This is a genomic window from Rhodococcus sp. 15-2388-1-1a (genome assembly GCF_002259145.1).
Taxonomy (GTDB): Bacteria; Actinomycetota; Actinomycetes; order Mycobacteriales; family Mycobacteriaceae; genus Rhodococcoides.
On sequence record NZ_NPFP01000046.1, the window covers coordinates 278,736 to 295,157 of the forward strand.

At 66.8% G+C, this 16,422-nt stretch carries 21 protein-coding genes; 20 read left to right on the forward strand and 1 reads right to left on the reverse strand.

The annotated features are described in order from the left end of the window. The first annotated feature begins 66 nt into the window (after positions 1-66). The 3 genes from CH302_RS26215 to CH302_RS26225 are packed head-to-tail and all read left to right on the forward strand — an operon-like array spanning position 67 to position 2,733. The gene (locus tag CH302_RS26215) at positions 67-1,176 is read left to right on the forward strand and encodes an NAD-dependent epimerase/dehydratase family protein (RefSeq protein ID WP_230596131.1); all 1,110 of its coding nucleotides are present in this window, start codon (positions 67-69) and stop codon (positions 1,174-1,176) included. Then, positions 1,173-2,222, forward strand: coding sequence for a lysophospholipid acyltransferase family protein (locus CH302_RS26220; RefSeq protein ID WP_037186946.1), 1,050 nt, complete (start codon positions 1,173-1,175; stop codon positions 2,220-2,222). The genes CH302_RS26215 and CH302_RS26220 overlap by 4 nt, the downstream gene beginning before the upstream one ends. A gap of 22 nt (positions 2,223-2,244) precedes the next feature. After that, positions 2,245-2,733 (forward strand): GNAT family N-acetyltransferase, encoded by a 489-nt coding sequence (locus CH302_RS26225; RefSeq protein ID WP_037188661.1) that lies wholly within the window; start codon positions 2,245-2,247, stop codon positions 2,731-2,733. A gap of 19 nt (positions 2,734-2,752) precedes the next feature. Here CH302_RS26225 and CH302_RS26230 read toward each other — a convergent pair whose 3' ends face one another. Continuing rightward, positions 2,753-3,688: an HAD family hydrolase gene (locus CH302_RS26230; protein ID WP_052047400.1), complete on the reverse strand. Its 936-nt coding sequence runs from the start codon at positions 3,686-3,688 to the stop codon at positions 2,753-2,755. Positions 3,689-3,881: 193 nt separating this feature from the next. On the opposite strand from CH302_RS26230, the gene CH302_RS26235 reads away from it, so the two are divergent. The 17 genes from CH302_RS26235 (at position 3,882) to CH302_RS26310 (ending at position 16,416) form a co-directional block, all read left to right on the forward strand. Beyond that, positions 3,882-4,163 (forward strand): glutaredoxin family protein, encoded by a 282-nt coding sequence (locus CH302_RS26235; protein ID WP_037186951.1) that lies wholly within the window; start codon positions 3,882-3,884, stop codon positions 4,161-4,163. A 156-nt stretch (positions 4,164-4,319) separates the two neighbouring features. Further along, positions 4,320-5,180, forward strand: a complete 861-nt coding sequence (locus CH302_RS26240) for a redox-sensing transcriptional repressor Rex (RefSeq protein WP_037186954.1) — start codon at positions 4,320-4,322, stop codon at positions 5,178-5,180. Further along, entirely contained in the window at positions 5,177-6,589 is a 1,413-nt protein-coding gene (locus CH302_RS26245; RefSeq protein ID WP_037186957.1) for a glutamyl-tRNA reductase, read from the forward strand. Before CH302_RS26240 ends, CH302_RS26245 begins: the two co-directional genes overlap by 4 nt. Positions 6,590-6,594: 5 nt before the next feature. Then, complete coding sequence (hemC, locus tag CH302_RS26250) at positions 6,595-7,563, forward strand: hydroxymethylbilane synthase (RefSeq protein WP_094632778.1); 969 nt, start codon at positions 6,595-6,597, stop codon at positions 7,561-7,563. Next, a complete protein-coding gene (locus CH302_RS30315) occupies positions 7,556-7,726 on the forward strand; it encodes a hypothetical protein (protein WP_155289207.1) in 171 nt (56 codons plus the stop codon). Before hemC ends, CH302_RS30315 begins: the two co-directional genes overlap by 8 nt. Next, a complete protein-coding gene (locus CH302_RS26255) occupies positions 7,723-9,285 on the forward strand; it encodes a uroporphyrinogen-III synthase (RefSeq protein WP_037186964.1) in 1,563 nt (520 codons plus the stop codon). Before CH302_RS30315 ends, CH302_RS26255 begins: the two co-directional genes overlap by 4 nt. A 49-nt stretch (positions 9,286-9,334) precedes the next feature. Continuing rightward, on the forward strand, positions 9,335-10,309 hold the full coding sequence (gene hemB, locus CH302_RS26260) for a porphobilinogen synthase (RefSeq protein WP_037186967.1): 975 nt from the start codon (positions 9,335-9,337) through the stop codon (positions 10,307-10,309). Continuing rightward, positions 10,306-10,932: a hypothetical protein gene (locus CH302_RS26265; RefSeq protein ID WP_052047279.1), complete on the forward strand. Its 627-nt coding sequence runs from the start codon at positions 10,306-10,308 to the stop codon at positions 10,930-10,932. Before hemB ends, CH302_RS26265 begins: the two co-directional genes overlap by 4 nt. Positions 10,933-11,012: 80 nt before the next feature. Further along, positions 11,013-11,186 carry a hypothetical protein gene (locus CH302_RS30320; protein WP_155292870.1) on the forward strand — a complete coding sequence of 58 codons (174 nt, stop codon included), beginning with the start codon at positions 11,013-11,015 and terminating at the stop codon, positions 11,184-11,186. Positions 11,187-11,259: 73 nt separating this feature from the next. Then, the gene (locus tag CH302_RS26275; RefSeq protein ID WP_082323454.1) at positions 11,260-11,700 is read left to right on the forward strand and encodes a hypothetical protein; all 441 of its coding nucleotides are present in this window, start codon (positions 11,260-11,262) and stop codon (positions 11,698-11,700) included. Positions 11,701-11,713: 13 nt separating this feature from the next. Next, entirely contained in the window at positions 11,714-12,202 is a 489-nt protein-coding gene (locus CH302_RS26280) for a hypothetical protein (protein ID WP_037188665.1), read from the forward strand. Continuing rightward, a complete protein-coding gene (locus CH302_RS26285) occupies positions 12,199-12,432 on the forward strand; it encodes a hypothetical protein (protein ID WP_037186977.1) in 234 nt (77 codons plus the stop codon). Before CH302_RS26280 ends, CH302_RS26285 begins: the two co-directional genes overlap by 4 nt. Positions 12,433-12,467: 35 nt before the next feature. Continuing rightward, entirely contained in the window at positions 12,468-12,749 is a 282-nt protein-coding gene (locus CH302_RS26290) for a metal-sensitive transcriptional regulator (RefSeq protein WP_037188667.1), read from the forward strand. A gap of 21 nt (positions 12,750-12,770) precedes the next feature. After that, positions 12,771-12,974 carry a heavy-metal-associated domain-containing protein gene (locus CH302_RS26295; protein ID WP_037186980.1) on the forward strand — a complete coding sequence of 68 codons (204 nt, stop codon included), beginning with the start codon at positions 12,771-12,773 and terminating at the stop codon, positions 12,972-12,974. 88 nt (positions 12,975-13,062) lie between these two features. Continuing rightward, positions 13,063-14,280, forward strand: a complete 1,218-nt coding sequence (locus tag CH302_RS26300; RefSeq protein ID WP_037186983.1) for a PQQ-dependent sugar dehydrogenase — start codon at positions 13,063-13,065, stop codon at positions 14,278-14,280. A gap of 163 nt (positions 14,281-14,443) precedes the next feature. Next, entirely contained in the window at positions 14,444-15,619 is a 1,176-nt protein-coding gene (locus CH302_RS26305) for a PQQ-dependent sugar dehydrogenase (RefSeq protein ID WP_037186986.1), read from the forward strand. Continuing rightward, complete coding sequence (locus CH302_RS26310) at positions 15,619-16,416, forward strand: cyclase family protein (RefSeq protein ID WP_037186988.1); 798 nt, start codon at positions 15,619-15,621, stop codon at positions 16,414-16,416. The genes CH302_RS26305 and CH302_RS26310 overlap by 1 nt, the downstream gene beginning before the upstream one ends. The last annotated feature ends 6 nt before the right edge of the window (positions 16,417-16,422 follow it).

Below are 16,422 nucleotides of genomic sequence, written 5' to 3' on the forward strand. Positions count from 1 at the left end.
TCTCACCCACGCCGACCCCTGATGATCCAGTAGGCTTTGCAGCGGAACCGACGTTGGGGGTGCGCAGTGAGTCCGAGCGATCGTGGATCGGCTGCGCCCCGAGTGGTCCTCGTGACCGGAGCGAGCCGGTTCCTCGGCGGCTACCTCGTCACCAGGCTGGCTCAGAATCCGAACATCGAGCGTGTCATCGCCGTCGATGCGGTCTCTCCGAGCAAGGATCTGCTGCGCCGCATGGGGCGCGCGGAATTCGTCCGCGCCGACATCCGTAATCCGCTGATCGGCAAAGTGATTCGCAATGCCGGCGTCGACACCGTCGTGCACGCAGCCACCGTCGCCAAGCCCCCGAAATCCGGTGGACGCGCGACGATGAAGGACCTCAACGTCATCGGCGCGATGCAGCTGCTCGCGGTCTGTCAGAAGTCACCGACCGTCGAGAGGGTCGTACTGCGTTCGTCGTCCTCGGTGTACGGCTGCAGCGCGAAGGACCCGGTGAAATTCACCGAGGAGATGAGTGCCCGACGCCCCCCGAGCGGTGGGTACGCGCGGGACTCGATCGACATCGAGGGATACGTGCGCGGTCTCGGGCGTCGACGACCGGACATCGCGGTGTCGATCCTGCGCATGGCACCGCTGATCGGTCCACGACTGAACGGCACCATCTCGCGCTACATGACCTCGCCGCTCATCCCCAGCATCGTCGGTCGCGACGCGCGCATGCAGTTGCTGCACGAGGAAGACGCCCTGGCTGCGCTCGAGCGCGCGACTCTCGGCGGGTCGGCCGGCACGTTCAACATCGGAGCCGACGGCACGATCATGCTCTCCCAGGCGATTCGCCGAGCAGGCCGCGTTCAGGTGCCGGTACCGTTTCCGCTGTTCAAGAGCGTCGGCCGTGCCCTGATGGGCGGCATGATGCGCGAGTTCACCACCGAGCAGCTCGACTACTTCCATTTCGGCTGTGGACTCGACACCACGCGGATGCGGTCCGTCCTCGGCTTCGAGCCGCGGTGGACCACGGTTCAGGCGTTCGACGACTTCGTCCGAGGCGCAGCGCTGCGGCCGGTCATCAGAACCGAATGGGTGGACAGCGTCGAAGATCGACTGGTCTCGGCCGTCGAAACGGGCGCGTCCACGGCGCGTGCCCTGGCAGCGCTGCGCAGTTCGGGAGGGGACAGGTGAGCGACGTGGCCAAAGTGATTCCATTGCACGGCGGCACGTCCGGCCGCTCGGCCCGCGCGGCTGCGGGCTCGCGTGAACGGCACCCTTCCGCCTACGCCGATCCTCGAGAGCCGACGCCGTTGCTCGACCCGGCTCCCGCCGACGCGTCGGCTGTGACGCCGTCGATCCCGACTCCGTTGCTGTCGATGATCGACGACACCAAGTCCACGATCGTCGACCAGATCTCCTCGGTCGCCGAGTTCGTCCGCAGGCGTCTGGCCGGTGACTACAGCGTCGACGAGTTCGGCTACGACCCGCACTTCGCCGACGCGGTCTGGCTTCCGTTGCTGCGGCCGCTGTTCGACAAGTGGTTCCGCGTCGAGGTCAAGGGCATCGAGAACATCCCGTCCGACGGCGGTGCGCTCGTCGTCGCCAACCATGCTGGTGTCATCCCCGTCGATGCGCTGATGGCGTCGGTCGCCGTGCGCGATCACCACCCGGCGCACCGGCCTCTGCGAATGTTGGCCGCCGACATGGCATTCGAGATGCCCGGCGTCGGTACGATCGCGCGCAAGGCCGGGCACACGCTCGCGTGCAACCCCGACGCCGAGCGCCTGCTGCGTACCGGCGAGGTCGCCGCCGTGTTCCCCGAGGGGTTCAAGGGCATCGGCAAACCGTTCAGCGAGCGCTACAAGTTGCAGCGATTCGGTCGCGGCGGATTCGTCTCGGCCGCTCTGCGGACGGGTGTACCGATCATTCCGTGCTCGATCGTCGGCTCGGAAGAGATCTACCCCAAGATCGGCGACATCGCACCACTGGCTCGGTTGATGGGCATGCCCTACTTTCCGGTCACGCCGTTCTTCCCGCACCTGGGCCCGCTGGGTCTGATCCCGATGCCGTCCAAGTGGTACATCGAGTTCGGCAAGCCGATCCCCACCGACGGATACGACTCCACCGCTTTCGAGGATCCGATGGTGCTGTTCGAGTTGACCGACCACGTACGCGAAACCATTCAGCACACGCTGTATCGACTGCTGGCCAAGAGGCGCAACGTCTTCTTGGGTTAGACGCTCGGGTTATCGTGTGGCAGTGCATATTCGCGACACTTCCGCTGCCGATCTACCCGAGATTCTCGACATCCACAACGATGCGGTCGCCAACACCACCGCCATCTGGGACGAAGAACAGGTCGATCTCGCCGACCGCACGGCCTGGTTCGAAGGACGGATCGCCGCCGGATACCCCGTCCTGACGGCCGAGGTCGACGGACGGGTGGCCGGATACGCGTCGTACGGGCAGTGGCGGGTCAAGAGCGGCTACCGGCACTCGGTGGAACACTCGGTGTACATCCACCGAGATTTCTACCGTCGCGGGCTGGCCAGTGCGCTCCTGAGCGAGCTGATCGAGCGAGCGAAAGCACACGACATACACGTGTTGGTGGGGTTCATCGAGTCCGAGAACACCACGTCGATCGCTCTGCACGAGAAGTTCGGATTCGTCACCGTCGGACAGATGCCGCAGGTGGGCGTCAAGTTCGGTCGCTGGCTCGACCTGACGCTGATGCAGCTCACGCTCTGATCGCCGGCACCCGGACGGATCAGGCCTTGCGACGGCCGATCACCGCGGCCAGCCCGCCGCCCACCGCGCCCAGGGCCAACGCCGTGGGCACGCCGATCTTGGCGGCCTTGCGTCCGGTGCGGTAGTCGCGAATCTCCCAGCCCCGGTTCTTGGCCAGCTCACGCAGATCGGTATCGGGGTTGATGGCCACGGCGGTACCGACCAGCGAGAGCATCGGCACGTCGTTGTGGCTGTCCGAATATGCGGTGCAGCGCTTGAGATTGAGACCTTCACGCACCGCGAGCGAGCGCACCGCGTGCGCCTTGCCGATGCCGTGCAGGATGTCGCCGACGAGGCGGCCGGTGAACACCCCGTCCTTGCTCTCGGCGACCGTGCCGAGGGCCCCGGTCAGGCCCAGGCGCTTGGCGATGATCTGGGCGAGTTCGAGGGGAGTGGCCGTGACCAGCCAGACCTGCTGACCGGCGTCGAGGTGCATCTGGGCGAGAGCCCGGGTACCGGCCCAGATCTTGTCGGCGATCATCTCGTCGTAGATCTCTTCGCCGAGCCTGGTCAGCTCCGAGGTGGGACGTCCGGTGATGAACGAGAGCGCTTTCTCTCGTCCGCTGGCCACGTCCTCGCTGTTCTCTTTCCCGCTGACTCTGAATTTGACCTGCTGCCAAGCGAATTGGGCCAGATCACCGCTGGTGAAGTATTTGCGTGCGGCCAACCCGCGAGCGAAGTGAATGATCGACGCGCCCTGCACCATCGTGTTGTCCACGTCGAAGAAGGCCGCAGCAGTCAGATCCCGCGGAACGGCACCCTCGGACTCGATCTGCAACGCCAGGGCGGCATCGGCACTGGCCTGGCCTGCAACGTTGGCGCGAACCTCGGCGTCGGTCGGACCGAACGGATTGCGGATTCTGCGGATGCGGCGCTTGAACTGCTTGTCCTGGCTCGGATCGTTCGTATCGACCATGTCGATATCGGGCGTGTCCTCGATCGGCAGGTCTGTTCCCCCGTCGCTCACTTCCGTCCTCCTCCCAGTCGAGTCGCTCGCCGCAAGCCTAGTCGGGGTCGCCCGGACGCAGGCGAAGGGCAGCACTCGACGCCCTCGTCCGGACCGGGGACTGTGACCTTCGTCTCCGTTGCCGTCGTGTCACAGTGGACGGATGCAGACGACACCCACCGGCGTGGCTCTTCTCACCCGCGCAGGCTGCCATTCCTGCACTCACGCGTTCGAGGTGTTGAGCGAGGTGTGCCGTGAATTCGACGTGGCAGTCACCGTCGTCGACGTCGACGAGGCGGCAGCGGAATCGCCTGACCTGCGTGCGGAGTACGGGGATCGAGTGCCCGTGGTGCTGCTCGACGGCATCGAACACAGTTACTGGGAGGTAGACGTGCCGCGGTTGCGGGCCGATCTCGCCCGTGCAGGGCACCCTAAGAACGTGTGATTGCTCTCGCGTGTGCAGGTGAGGGCCGGTGTGCGCAACTTTGTTCATTCGTTCACAAGCAGTTACCGTGGTGTGAACAGCGTCCGTGAAATAGACACGAACGCAGGATCAGCGTGAAGACCGGCATCGACGCCGTTCGGACGAGGAGCCCCAGACGTGACCGAAGAGCGCCCGTCGCCCAGCGGCGTAGAGCGGGTCATTCCTCAGGCTACGGTCACCCGTCTGGCGACGTACCTGCGGGTCCTCTCGATCCTCGCAGACGAGGGCGTTCTCATCGTCTCCAGTGAAGAACTGGCCACCGCGGCAGGCGTCGGATCGGCGAAACTGCGCAAGGATCTTTCTTTTCTCGGCCCCAACGGCGTTCGCGGAGTCGGCTACGACGTGGCCCGCCTGCGCGCCAAGATCGACAGCGCACTCGGACTCGATCGCGGCCACCGCGTCGTGTTGGCCGGAGTCGGCAATCTCGGGCAGGCGCTGGCCGGCTACGGCGGATTCGCTCGACGCGGCTTCACGATGGTCGGGCTCTTCGACAGCGACTCCGCGCGGGTGGGCACCGACATCGACGGCCTCACCGTCCGGCACGTCGACGAACTCGCGGTCGCCTGCCGCGAACTCGAAGCCACCATCGGCGTCATCGCCACCCCCGACGAGGCCGTGCACAGCGTCGCCGAGAAGCTCGTCTCGGGCGGCGTCGAGTGCATTCTCAGCTTCTCGCCGATGGTTCTCGACGTCCCCGAACACGTCGAGGTGCGCCGCGTGGACCTGGCGGTGGAGATGCAGGTGCTCTCCTTCAACAGCTCTCGCAACGTCTCCGTGCCTGCCGATATCGCCGCTCCGGCCATCGTCAGCGCGCCCCGACCGCAGCCGGTCTCGCCGCCGCCTCTCTCGTCGTCACCGCTCGCATCGTCACCGCTCACGTCCACGGCACGCCTCGGTCGCAGTCACGGCCCGCGTATCGCCGGCAATCCAAGCCCAGTCAACAGTTCGACAAGAAACGGATCGGTGATTGCACCGTGAGTGTCCTTCTCGTCGGGATTTCGCACCGTAGCGCTCCCGTCGCAGTCCTCGAGCGTGTCGCCATCACGGACACCGACCGCCCGAAACTGACCGACAAGCTGATGGCCAGCGGAAGCATTTCCGAGGTCATGGTGGTGTCCACCTGCAACCGCGTGGAGATCTACGCCGTCGTCGACGCCTTCCACGGCGCGCTGACCGCCGTCGGCGAAGTTCTCAGTGAGCACTCCGGGCTCGAGATCGCAGACCTGACCAAGCACGCCTACGTCCGCTACAGCGAGGCTGCCGTCGAGCATCTCTTCGCCGTGGCCAGTGGCCTCGACTCGATGGTCATCGGCGAGCAGCAGATCCTCGGCCAGATCCGATCGGCCTACGCCGCCTCCGACGGGCAGCAGGCATCGGGCCGAGTGATGCACGAACTGGCTCAGCAGGCCCTGCGCGTGGGCAAGCGGGTACACAGCGAAACCGGAATCGACGCCGCCGGAGCCTCGGTGGTCTCGGTCGCCCTCGACCGCGCCGCCGATCTGTTCGACGGTTCCCTCGCCGGCCGCAAGGCCGTCGTCCTCGGAGCCGGAGCGATGGGCGGCCTCGCCGTCGCCCACCTCGGGCGCGCAGGCATCGGCGAGCTGACCGTCGTCAACCGCACTCGCGAGCGTGCCGACCACCTGGCCGAGAACGCCGTCTCCAACGGCATCGCGGCAACCTCGGTCGCCCTCGAGAGCCTGGCCGACGCAGTCGCCGAGGCCGACGTCCTCGTCACCTGTACCGGAGCGGTGGGGGCCGTGGTCTCCATCGCCGACGCTCACCTCGCGCTCGCCCGCCGCGGCTCGGATCGACCGTTGGTCATCTGCGACCTCGGTCTGCCGCGCGACGTCGACGCCGCGGTGTCGGGTCTGCCGGGCATCACCGTCTTCGACATGGAGTCCCTGCAGCGCGATCCCGCTGCCGGCGCCGCGGCGAACGACGCGTCGGCCGCCCGCGAGATCGTCTCCAGTGAACTCTCGGGTTACCTTGCCGGACAACGACTTGCCGAGGTCACCCCCACCGTCACGGCATTGCGCCAGCGCGCTGCCGAGGTGGTCGAGGGTGAGCTGCTGCGGCTCGAATCGCGGCTGCCCGGTCTCGACTCGCCGCAGCGCGACGAGGTGGCGCGCACCGTGCGCCGCGTCGTGGACAAGCTGCTGCATTCGCCCACCGTGCGGGTCAAGCAGCTCGCCAGCACGCCGGGCGGGGATTCCTACGCCGCTGCGCTGCGCGAGTTGTTCGAGCTGAGCCCCGGATCGGTCGACGCCGTTGCCACGCCGATGGAGATCGGCTCGCTGGAACTGGTGGACGATTTCACCGCAAGTCGCACCGACCTACGCTCGGACTCGTTCCCCGGCGGCACCACCGGTCAGGAGCGTGCCGAATGACCGGCATCGTCAAGATCGGTACTCGCGGAAGCCTTCTCGCGACCACCCAGGCCGACACCGTTCGAGTGGCCCTCGCGGCAGCCGGAGTCGAAGCGGAACTGGTGATCGTCAAGACTGCGGGCGACCTGTCTGCTGCTCCCGTGCAGACGATCGGCGTCGGTGTCTTCACCGCGGCGCTGCGTGAGGCCCTGGCCGACGGCACCGTCGACATCGCCGTGCACTCGTACAAGGATCTGCCGACTGCGGCCGACGACCGGTTCGTCATCGCCGCCATCCCGGCTCGCGAGGATCCTCGTGACGCCCTGGTCGCCCGTGACGGTCTGGTACTCGGTGAGTTGCCCGCCGACGCGAAGGTCGGCACGTCTGCTCCGCGCCGTATCGCTCAATTGCGCGCTCTCGGACAGGGATTGGACGTTCGGCCGTTGCGCGGCAACCTCGACACGCGGATCGGAAAGGTGGCGTCGGGTGAGCTCGACGCCGTCATCGTCGCCCGCGCCGGACTGTCCCGCATCGGCCGACTCGACGTCGTCACCGAAGCACTCGACCCGGTTCAGTTGCTCCCGGCTCCCGCCCAGGGAGCGCTGGCAGTCGAATGTCGCGTCGAGGACACCGATCTCGTGACCGCGATCGCCACCCTCGACGACGCACACTCACGCGCCGCGGTGGCAGCCGAACGCGGACTGCTCGCCGAACTCGAAGCCGGCTGCACCGCACCGGTGGGCGCGATCGCAGAGGTCGTCGAATCCATCGACGAGGACGGCCGCATCTTCGACGAACTGTCCCTGCGGGGCTGCGTCGCCGCCATCGACGGCAGCGACACCATCCGTGCATCGATCGTCGGATCACCCGATCGAGCCGAGGAGCTGGGCCGAGAATTGGCCCGCGAACTGCTCGATCTCGGTGCGCGCGAACTCGTTTCGGTCACCGAACCAGCGCAGGCCGGTTCTCGGGTGCAGGGTGGATCTCATGTCTAGGGCCATAACGGCACCCGTCCGCGGACGCGCCAAACGCACGGCGACCCGTCCCGTCGTACGACGTGAGTCGATCGCCACCGCTCGACTGATTCCGAAACGGGGCACCGCAACCCCGATAGAACTGCAGTACCCACACAAGACAGCACTGGAGAACAACCGATGAGCCCAGTCCGCAAGAACACCAACGGACGGATCCTGTTCGTGGGATCCGGGCCGGGTGACCCGGCTCTGCTCACGGTCCGGGCACGGGAAGTGCTCGGAGCGGCCGAGCTCGCATTCACCGATCCCGACGTCGACAAGGGCGTCACCGCCCTGGTCGGTGCCGACGTTCCGCGTGACCCGGAGACGGGCGAGAACGGTGTCGAGGTTCGTCCGGCACTCGGCGAACCGGCCGAGGTCGCCAAGACTCTTCTCGCCGAAGCCAAGAACGGCCACGACGTGGTTCGCCTGGTCTCCGGTGATCCGCTCACGACCGACTCGGTGATCGCCGAGGTCAGCGCCGTCGCTCGCACGCACGTGCCGTTCGAGGTGCTCCCCGGTCTGCCCGCAGGATCGGCCGTCCCCAGCTACGCCGGAATGGCACTCGGCTCGGGTCACACCGAGGCCGACGTCCGCGGCGAGGTCGACTGGGCAGCGCTCGCTGCTGCTCCGGGCCCGCTGGTGCTGCACGCGACATCGGGTCACCTGGCCGAAACCGCCAGTGCCCTCGTCGAACACGGTCTGGCACCGCAGACGCCCGCGGCCATCACCGTCCGCGGCACCACCCGCCAGCAGCGCACCGTCGAGGCCACCCTCGCCACCCTCAACGACGCCGGATCCGAGCTCGTCGGATCGCTCGTCGTCACCGTAGGCAAGGTCGTCTCGGGCCGAAACAAGATGTCCTGGTGGGAATCTCGCGCACTGTACGGCTGGACCGTGCTGGTGCCCCGCACCAAGGATCAGGCAGGGGAGATGAGCGATCGCCTCGTCACCCACGGAGCGATCCCCATCGAGGTCCCGACCATCGCCGTCGAGCCCCCGCGTAGTCCGGCCCAGATGGAACGCTCCGTCAAGGGCCTGGTCGACGGCCGCTACCAGTGGGTCGTCTTCACCTCCACCAACGCCGTGCGCGCCGTGTGGGAGAAGTTCGAGGAGTTCGGCCTGGACGCTCGTGCGTTCTCGGGCGTCAAGATCGCCTGTGTCGGCGAAGCGACCGCGGCGAAGGTGCGCTCGTTCGGCATCAACCCCGAACTAGTGCCCTCGGGTGAGCAGAGCTCGCTCGGACTGCTCGAGGACTTCCCGCCGTACGACGAGGTCTTCGACCCGGTCAACCGAGTGCTGCTCCCTCGCGCCGACATCGCCACCGAAACTCTCGCCGAGGGCCTGCGTGAGCGGGGCTGGGAGATCGACGACGTCACCGCCTACCGCACCGTCCGGGCGGCACCGCCCCCCGCCGAGACCCGCGAGATGATCAAGACCGGCGGCTTCGACGCAGTGTGCTTCACGTCGAGCTCCACCGTCCGGAACCTGGTCGGCATCGCCGGAAAGCCGCACGCTCGCACACTGGTGGCGTGCATCGGCCCCAAGACCGCCGAGACGGCCGTCGAATTCGGTCTGCGCGTGGACGTGCAGCCCGAGTCGGCACAGGTCGGACCGCTGGTCGAGGCTCTCGCCGAGCACGCGGCTCGCCTGCGGGCCGAGGGTGCACTGCCCCCGCCGCGAAAGAAGTCGCGCCGCCGGTAACTCGGCCGCGGATCTGACGATCGGCACACCCGGTCCGTAAGGAGTTCGCTTGTTCCCCACCGACCGTCCCCGACGCCTGCGCCGCACCCCGGCACTGCGTCGACTCGTGGCCGAGACCTCGCTCGAGGCACGGCATCTGGTGCTGCCGATGTTCGTGGCCGACGGCATCACCGAGCCTCGGGCAATCAGCTCGATGCCCGGGGTGTACCAGCACACGCTGGATTCGCTGAGCGCTGCGGCCGAGGAGGCCGTCGCGGCCGGCGTCGGCGGCGTGATGCTGTTCGGTGTACCGAGGGCCGAGGACAAGGACGAGACCGGCTCGGGCGCAACCGACCCGGACGGAATTCTCAATCGGGGTCTGGCGCGGCTGAAGGCCGACCTCGGGGATTCGACCGTCATCATGGCCGACACCTGCTTGGACGAGTTCACCTCCCACGGGCACTGCGGAGTCCTGGGGGAGAACGGTTCCATCGACAACGACGCCACCCTGCTGCTCTACGTCGACATGGCCGTCGCGCAGGCGGAGTCCGGTGCGCACCTGCTCGGACCCAGCGGAATGATGGACGGGCAGGTCGGTGCCATCCGCGCCGGACTCGACGCTGCCGGCCACGTCGAGGTCGGTCAGCTGGCGTACTCGGCGAAGTACGCCTCGGCGTTCTACGGACCGTTCCGCGAAGCAGTGGGGTCCTCGTTGCAGGGCGATCGCCGGACGTATCAACAGGATGCGGCCAACCGCCGCGAGGCCACCCACGAGGTGGAGCTCGATCTCGCCGAGGGCGCCGACATGGTGATGGTCAAGCCGGCGATGTCGTATCTCGATATTCTTCGCGACGTCGCCGAGATGTCACCGGTTCCGGTTGCGGCGTACCAGATCTCCGGGGAATATGCCATGATCACCGCCGCCGCGCAGAACGGGTGGATCGACCGCGACGCAGCGGTACTGGAATCGCTCGTCGGCATTCGGCGCGCCGGTGCCGACGTCGTACTGACCTATTGGGCTACCGAAGTGGCGGGCTGGTTGTGAACGAATATCCTCCGAACAACAACCCCGACAGCAACACACCGGGCAACCCGCCGCCGCAGCCGGATTGGCAGCGCTGGGAAATGGAACACGGGTTTCCGCAGACCGGACCGGAGCTCGAGCCGACCCCGCGTCCGGCCCCCGTCGACGTCGAGACCGCACGCCACCTGTGGTGGGGAGTGGCGCTGATCGGCGCGATCTCGGCGCTGTTCTCGGTGTGGACGCTGTTCGGGGCGCGCGAGGAATTCGCACAGTCGCTGCTCGACGATCTCGCAGCGCAGGACGCGGCCGCCGACATGACGGTGGAGTCCACGCAGTCGATGGTGACGGTGATGCTCGTCGTCACGGTGTTCGTCGTGCTCGGTTTCGGGGCGTTGTTCCTGTTCTGGGTCAAGCGAATGCGTGCGGGCAAGATGTGGGCGCGCATGCTGCTCACCATCATCGGATCGTTCACCGTGTTCACCACGATCCTCGAGCTGTTCTCCATTGCGTCGAGCTCGGGTGCGATGAACGTCGTGATGAGTGTGCTCGGCATCGGCCAGGGTGTGCTGGCAGCCGGGGCGATCTACCTGATGCATCGTCGGGAATCCAACGAATACTTCGTCGCCGCTTCGGGAAAACGATAATTTCGGGCGTGTTCTCGGTGTCGGTACCGACTGTGTGACTAGCATCACTGTCGATATCTTCTCGAGTGATCGGACCCGACATGGCAGAGAACACCCCTGCAGCAGCGAGCATCACGCAGCCGACCGCAGCACCGGCTGTCGATCGTGAGCCCTGTCCCGCCGAGAGCGGTCGCCCCGGCTGGGCACTGCTCGGACTGTTGCTCGCCGTATCGGCCGCCATCGCGATCATGGCTCTGGGAATCTCTGCAGGCTGAGCGCGTCGCGTCGGCGGGAAAGAATCTCTGCCGGCCGAACGTACCTCTCGCCCACGGTGGCAGGATGTCTGGCGTGAGCGCAGACACCGACGCACCGATCGCCCGTCCCCGAGTGGTTTCCGCCGCCTACTGGCTGTGGTTGGCCTCGGCGGTGCTGCTGATCGTCGTGTGCATGATCGCCCTGACGCTCCCCGCCGACCAGATCCGCGCGTCGTTCACCACCGGCGGTGCGACGGACGAACAGATCGATTCCTTCCTGACGGTGTTTCGTGGACTCGGCGTGATCTTCGGAGTGGTCGGCCTGGCCGTCGGTTTGATGTCGGGCCCGGTTCGCGGTGGAGATCGCAGGTTCCGACGCGCCCTCGTGGCCCTGTCCGGAGCCGTCGCGCTGCTGCTGACGTTCGCCGCGTTGGTGTTTCCGTTCGTGCTGCTGGTGATCACCGTCGCGCTGGTCGTCGCAGCCGTTCTGGTCTATCGGCCGTCGGCGCGGGAGTGGTTCGTCCGTGAGCAGTGAGATGAACCGTGACATGAACAGCGAGACTCCCATCGACGATCCCGTGCTCTTCCACGAGCCCGGTGGTCGGTGGCGCATGTTGGCGTGGGGGCCGGTGTTCTGCCTCGTGGTCCTCGCGGTCGAACTCGCATCCGGCCCGGTGATCCACTGGTTCGCCCTCGCACTGTTCTCGCTGATCCTCGTCGGTCTCACATACGTCCAGCTGCGTGCCGCGCGGATGCACGTGAGCGTCGAACTCACCACGCGTCGGCTCAGGCAGGGAACCGAGACCGTCGATCTGGACGAGATAGACGACATCCTGCCGCCTGCGGAGTACGCCGACGGTGACTACGAGCCGAAGAAGTGGGAGACCGCGCGGGTACTCGGGGAGCTGTCGGGTGTACCGCGCAAGCGTCACGGCATCGGGCTGCGTCTGGTGGGCGGCGGACTGGTGCAGGCGTGGGCGAAGGACGACGACGGGTTGCGTGCGGCCCTCGAAACGGCGAAGCGGGAGTACCTGTGAGGAAGTCCCTCGGGTGGGCGGAGCTGGTATGTGCTCTGCTCGCGGTGATCGGAGCTGTGGCGTGCTGGAACGCGGGCGTGCGCACCACCGAGTTTCCCGCGGTTCCCGATGTGTCCCCGGCGTATTCGGGGACGTTCTACTCGGGCTCCTGGATCGCGCTGGCCGCGCTGGCCGTCATCGTGGCCGGACTGCTGATGGTCGACGGCGTTCGTCGAGTCGCGTCGAAGTAGCGCACCCCCTACCGGGTAGGGGTATGCTGGGCGTTATGAGCAGCTACAGCGCCGAGCAGGACGACCTGCTGAAGCGATTGCGTCGTATCGAGGGCCAAGTGGCCGGGATTTCGAGAATGGTCGCAGACGACCGCTATTGCATCGACGTCCTGACCCAGGTGTCCGCGGCGACCAAGGCTCTGCAATCGGTCTCGTTGAAGCTCCTCGACGCCCACCTCGCCGGATGCGTCGTCGAGGCCGCGAGGCAGGGCGGACCCGAGGCGGACGCGAAAGTGAAAGAGGCGTCCGAGGCCATCGCGCGCCTGGTTCGTTCCTGACGGAAGAGGGGAAGATTTCGGATGCAGACGACATATTCGGTCGAGGGCATGACGTGCGGGCATTGCGCGGCGTCGGTGAAAGAAGAAGTATCGGAGATCTCGGGAGTCACCGGCGTCGACGTCGATGTGGATTCCGGTGCGGTTGTGGTGAGCAGTGATTCGAAGCTCGATACCGCGACGGTGGACGCTGCGGTCGTCGAAGCCGGGTATCGACTGGTGTCCTGAGCACGACTGCGCTCCGTCGGTGGTTCGGAAGTCGTGAAAACGGTGATACCGGAAGAATGGGACTTACCGAACATCGTCAGGAGCGCTCGTGAAGAAACCGGTCACCGGCGCAGCGGTCATCGCCATCAGCGTCGCCCTGGTAGCGGCCTGTTCGACGGACACCACCGGACAGGGAGGTAGTGCAGAGTCGACCGAGTCGATCGCGGCCTCGTCGTCGCCGGGCTCTTCTTCCGAAGCTGCTCCCTCCCCGGGCGCGCCCGACGGGCCGCTGCCGAACCTGTCGGTCACCACCGTGCTCGATGGCCTCGACAAACCCTGGGACGTGGTGGTTGCTCCCGATGGCACGGTGCTGACCGGAGAGCGCTCCGGCCGGTTCGTCATCCGCGACTCCGCAGGAGTCCAGCGTGAACTGAGCGCGGACCTCGGCGATCTCTACGCCGCCGGTGAGACCGGGCTCATGGGTATCGCACTGGCTACCGATTTCGAGTCCTCTCGAACCGTGTTCACCTGCCAGGGGCGCCAAGGCAGCGGCGAGAACAGCATTGCCGTCGTGTCGTGGACCGTCGATCCGGGGTGGACGGCCCTGACGAGAACCGGCACTCTCGTCGACGACATTCCCGTCGCCGACGGCGGGCGTCACGGTGGCTGCCGCATCCTGGCTCATCCCGACGGCACGCTGTACATCGGCACCGGGGACACTGCGAGCCCCGGTGTTCCTCAGGATCGGAACTCACTGGGCGGCAAGGTGTTACACGTCAACGCCGACGGCACCGCCGCAGCCGACGCACCGGATCGCATCTTCACTCTCGGTCATCGCAATGTGCAGGGACTGGCGATTCGTCCCGGAACCGATCAGATCTTCGAGGTCGAGCAGGGGACGAGCCGAGACGACGAGCTGAACCTGCTGGTGCCGGGTGGCAACTACGGTTATCGCCCCGATCGACGCCCGTCGGTCTACGACGAATCGGTACCCATGACCGACCCCGATCGGGTTCCCGGTGCCCTGCCTGCGGTGTGGAGTTCGGGTGATCCGACCATCGCCACCCCCGACGTCACGTTCACCGACGGTGAGCAGTGGGGCTCGTGGAACGGTGCCGCGGTGATCTCGAGCCAGCAGGGCGAGAAGCTCGTCTTCCTGGCATTGTCGGAGGACGGAACCGAGTACGTCGCCGAGGCGGAGGCACTGGACGGCACCTACGGCAGGCTGCGCTCGCTGACCCCCTTCGGAAGCGACGGCGGCTTCCTGCTCACCACCGACAACGGATCCGACGATCAGGTATTGCTCGTCACGCCCGAGGTCGGCTGACCCGAGGTTGCCGTCACTGTGGGTGAGCTGGGATCACGGTGGACTCGTTCTGCTGCCCGGCACCGAATTGCGTCGTGAGTCGGCAAGCATCCTCGCGAGTGTGTTTAAGATCATGTGATATCGGTCATATCGGACCGGTCGTCGATCGTCGTCAGGAGTGTGGATGAACAAGCTGGTGTCCAGTTCCGGAGTAATCGCCGCCAGCGTCTTCCTGACGCTCGCCGGTACCACTACCGCGACGGCGCAGGCCGATCCTCTCCCCGATCTGACGGTCACCACAGTGCTCGACGGACTCGCGAAGCCGTGGGATGCGGTGGTCGCGCCCGACGGAACGGTGCTGACGGGCGAGCGTTCCGGGCGGTTCGTGATCCGCGACGTCGACGGTGCCACCCGCGAGCTCGCCGCCGACCTCGATGACCTCTACGCGTCCGGTGAAACGGGCCTCATGGGCATCGCGCTGGCGACGGATTTCGCCGCGTCTCGAACCATCTACACATGCCAGGGCGTGCAGGGCTCCGGAGGCGGCACCGGTAGTGCGGGAACCGGCAGTGCCGGCGGTGGCAGCGACAACCACATCGCCGTCCTGTCGTGGACCGTCAACCCGGAGTGGACCGCTCTCACGCGCACCGGCACCCTCGTCGACGACATTCCTGTCGCCGACGGCGGGCGTCACGGTGGCTGCCGAATTCTCGCTCATCCCGACGGCACCCTGTACGTCGGGACCGGAGACACGGCGTCGCCGACGGTTCCGCAGGATCGGAACTCGTTGGGCGGCAAGGTTCTGCACATCGATGCCGACGGTTCGGCGGCTGCGGGATCACCGGATCGCATCTTCACCCTGGGACATCGAAACGTGCAGGGCTTGGCGATTCGTCCCGGCACCGATCAGATCTACGAGGTGGAGCAGGGGACGAGCCGAGACGACGAGCTGAACCTGCTGGTGCCCGGCGGCAACTACGGTTACCGCCCCGATCGACTCCCGGTGATCTACGACGAGTCGGTGCCGATGACCGATCCCACTCGTGTGCCCGGTGCGCTCGCAGCAGTATGGAGCTCGGGCAGTCCCGCCATCGCCACGCCCGGTCTGACCTTCGCGAACGGCGCGGGATGGGGCTCCTGGAACGGAGCCGCGGTGATATCGAGTCAGCAGGACGAGAAGCTCGTGTTTCTCAAGCTCTCCGAGGACGGGACGGAGTACGTCGACGAGGCCGACGCCCTGGTGGGTTCCTACGGTCGACTGCGCTCGCTCACCAGCTTCGGCGACGACGGGGCTTTCCTGCTGACCACCGACAACGGATCGAACGACAAGGTTCTGCTCGTCACCCCCGCTGCCGACTGATGTGCGGCCCCGAGGTCGTCGAGACCGTTCACCGCAGAATCGGCCGTAGGGCACTGTTCGGGTCGTTGGGGGCCGCCGCGTTGACCGTTGCGACGGCCGGAGCCGTGCGCGCCGAACCGGTTGTCGCGTCGGCCATTCCGGCGGGCCGACTGATCGACCTGACGCACACTCTGAGCCCGACGTTTCCGGTGTGGCCGGGCAGCGAACCGTTCTCGATGCGGCCGGTCGCCGCCTACGAGTTGGGAGGCTTCCTGGTGAACAAGCTCTCGTACTGGGAGCACACGGGCACGCACATCGATGCCCCGGCGCACCGTGTCCGTGGCGGCGCGACGGCCGATGTCCTGCCGCTGGAGGATCTGATCGCCCCGCTGGTCGTGGTGGACATCTCGGCCAGGGCCGCGTCGGATCCGGACGCCGTGGTGACAATCGAGGACATCGCGCAATGGGAGCGTGAGCACGGCCGAATTCCGGATCGCGCGTTGGTGGTGATGCACAGTCGCTGGCAGAACAGGCTCGCCGAGCCTGCTGCTCCAGGCTTCGGCGGCGAGGCGGCGCAGATGTTGGTGCAGGAGCGCAACATCGTCGGAATCGGGGTCGACACGCTCAGCCTCGACCGGATGAACGACCGCGAATACCCCGCTCACACAGCGGTTCTCGGGGCAGGCCGCTACGGAGTCGAAGCGCTCGCGAAACTGGAGGCGGTGCCCCCGGCAGGGGCGACGGTCGTCGTCGGCGCACCGAAGCACGCGGGCGCGACCGGCGGTCCCTGCCGGGTTTTCGCGGTAGTTCCCGGCTGAACCCAG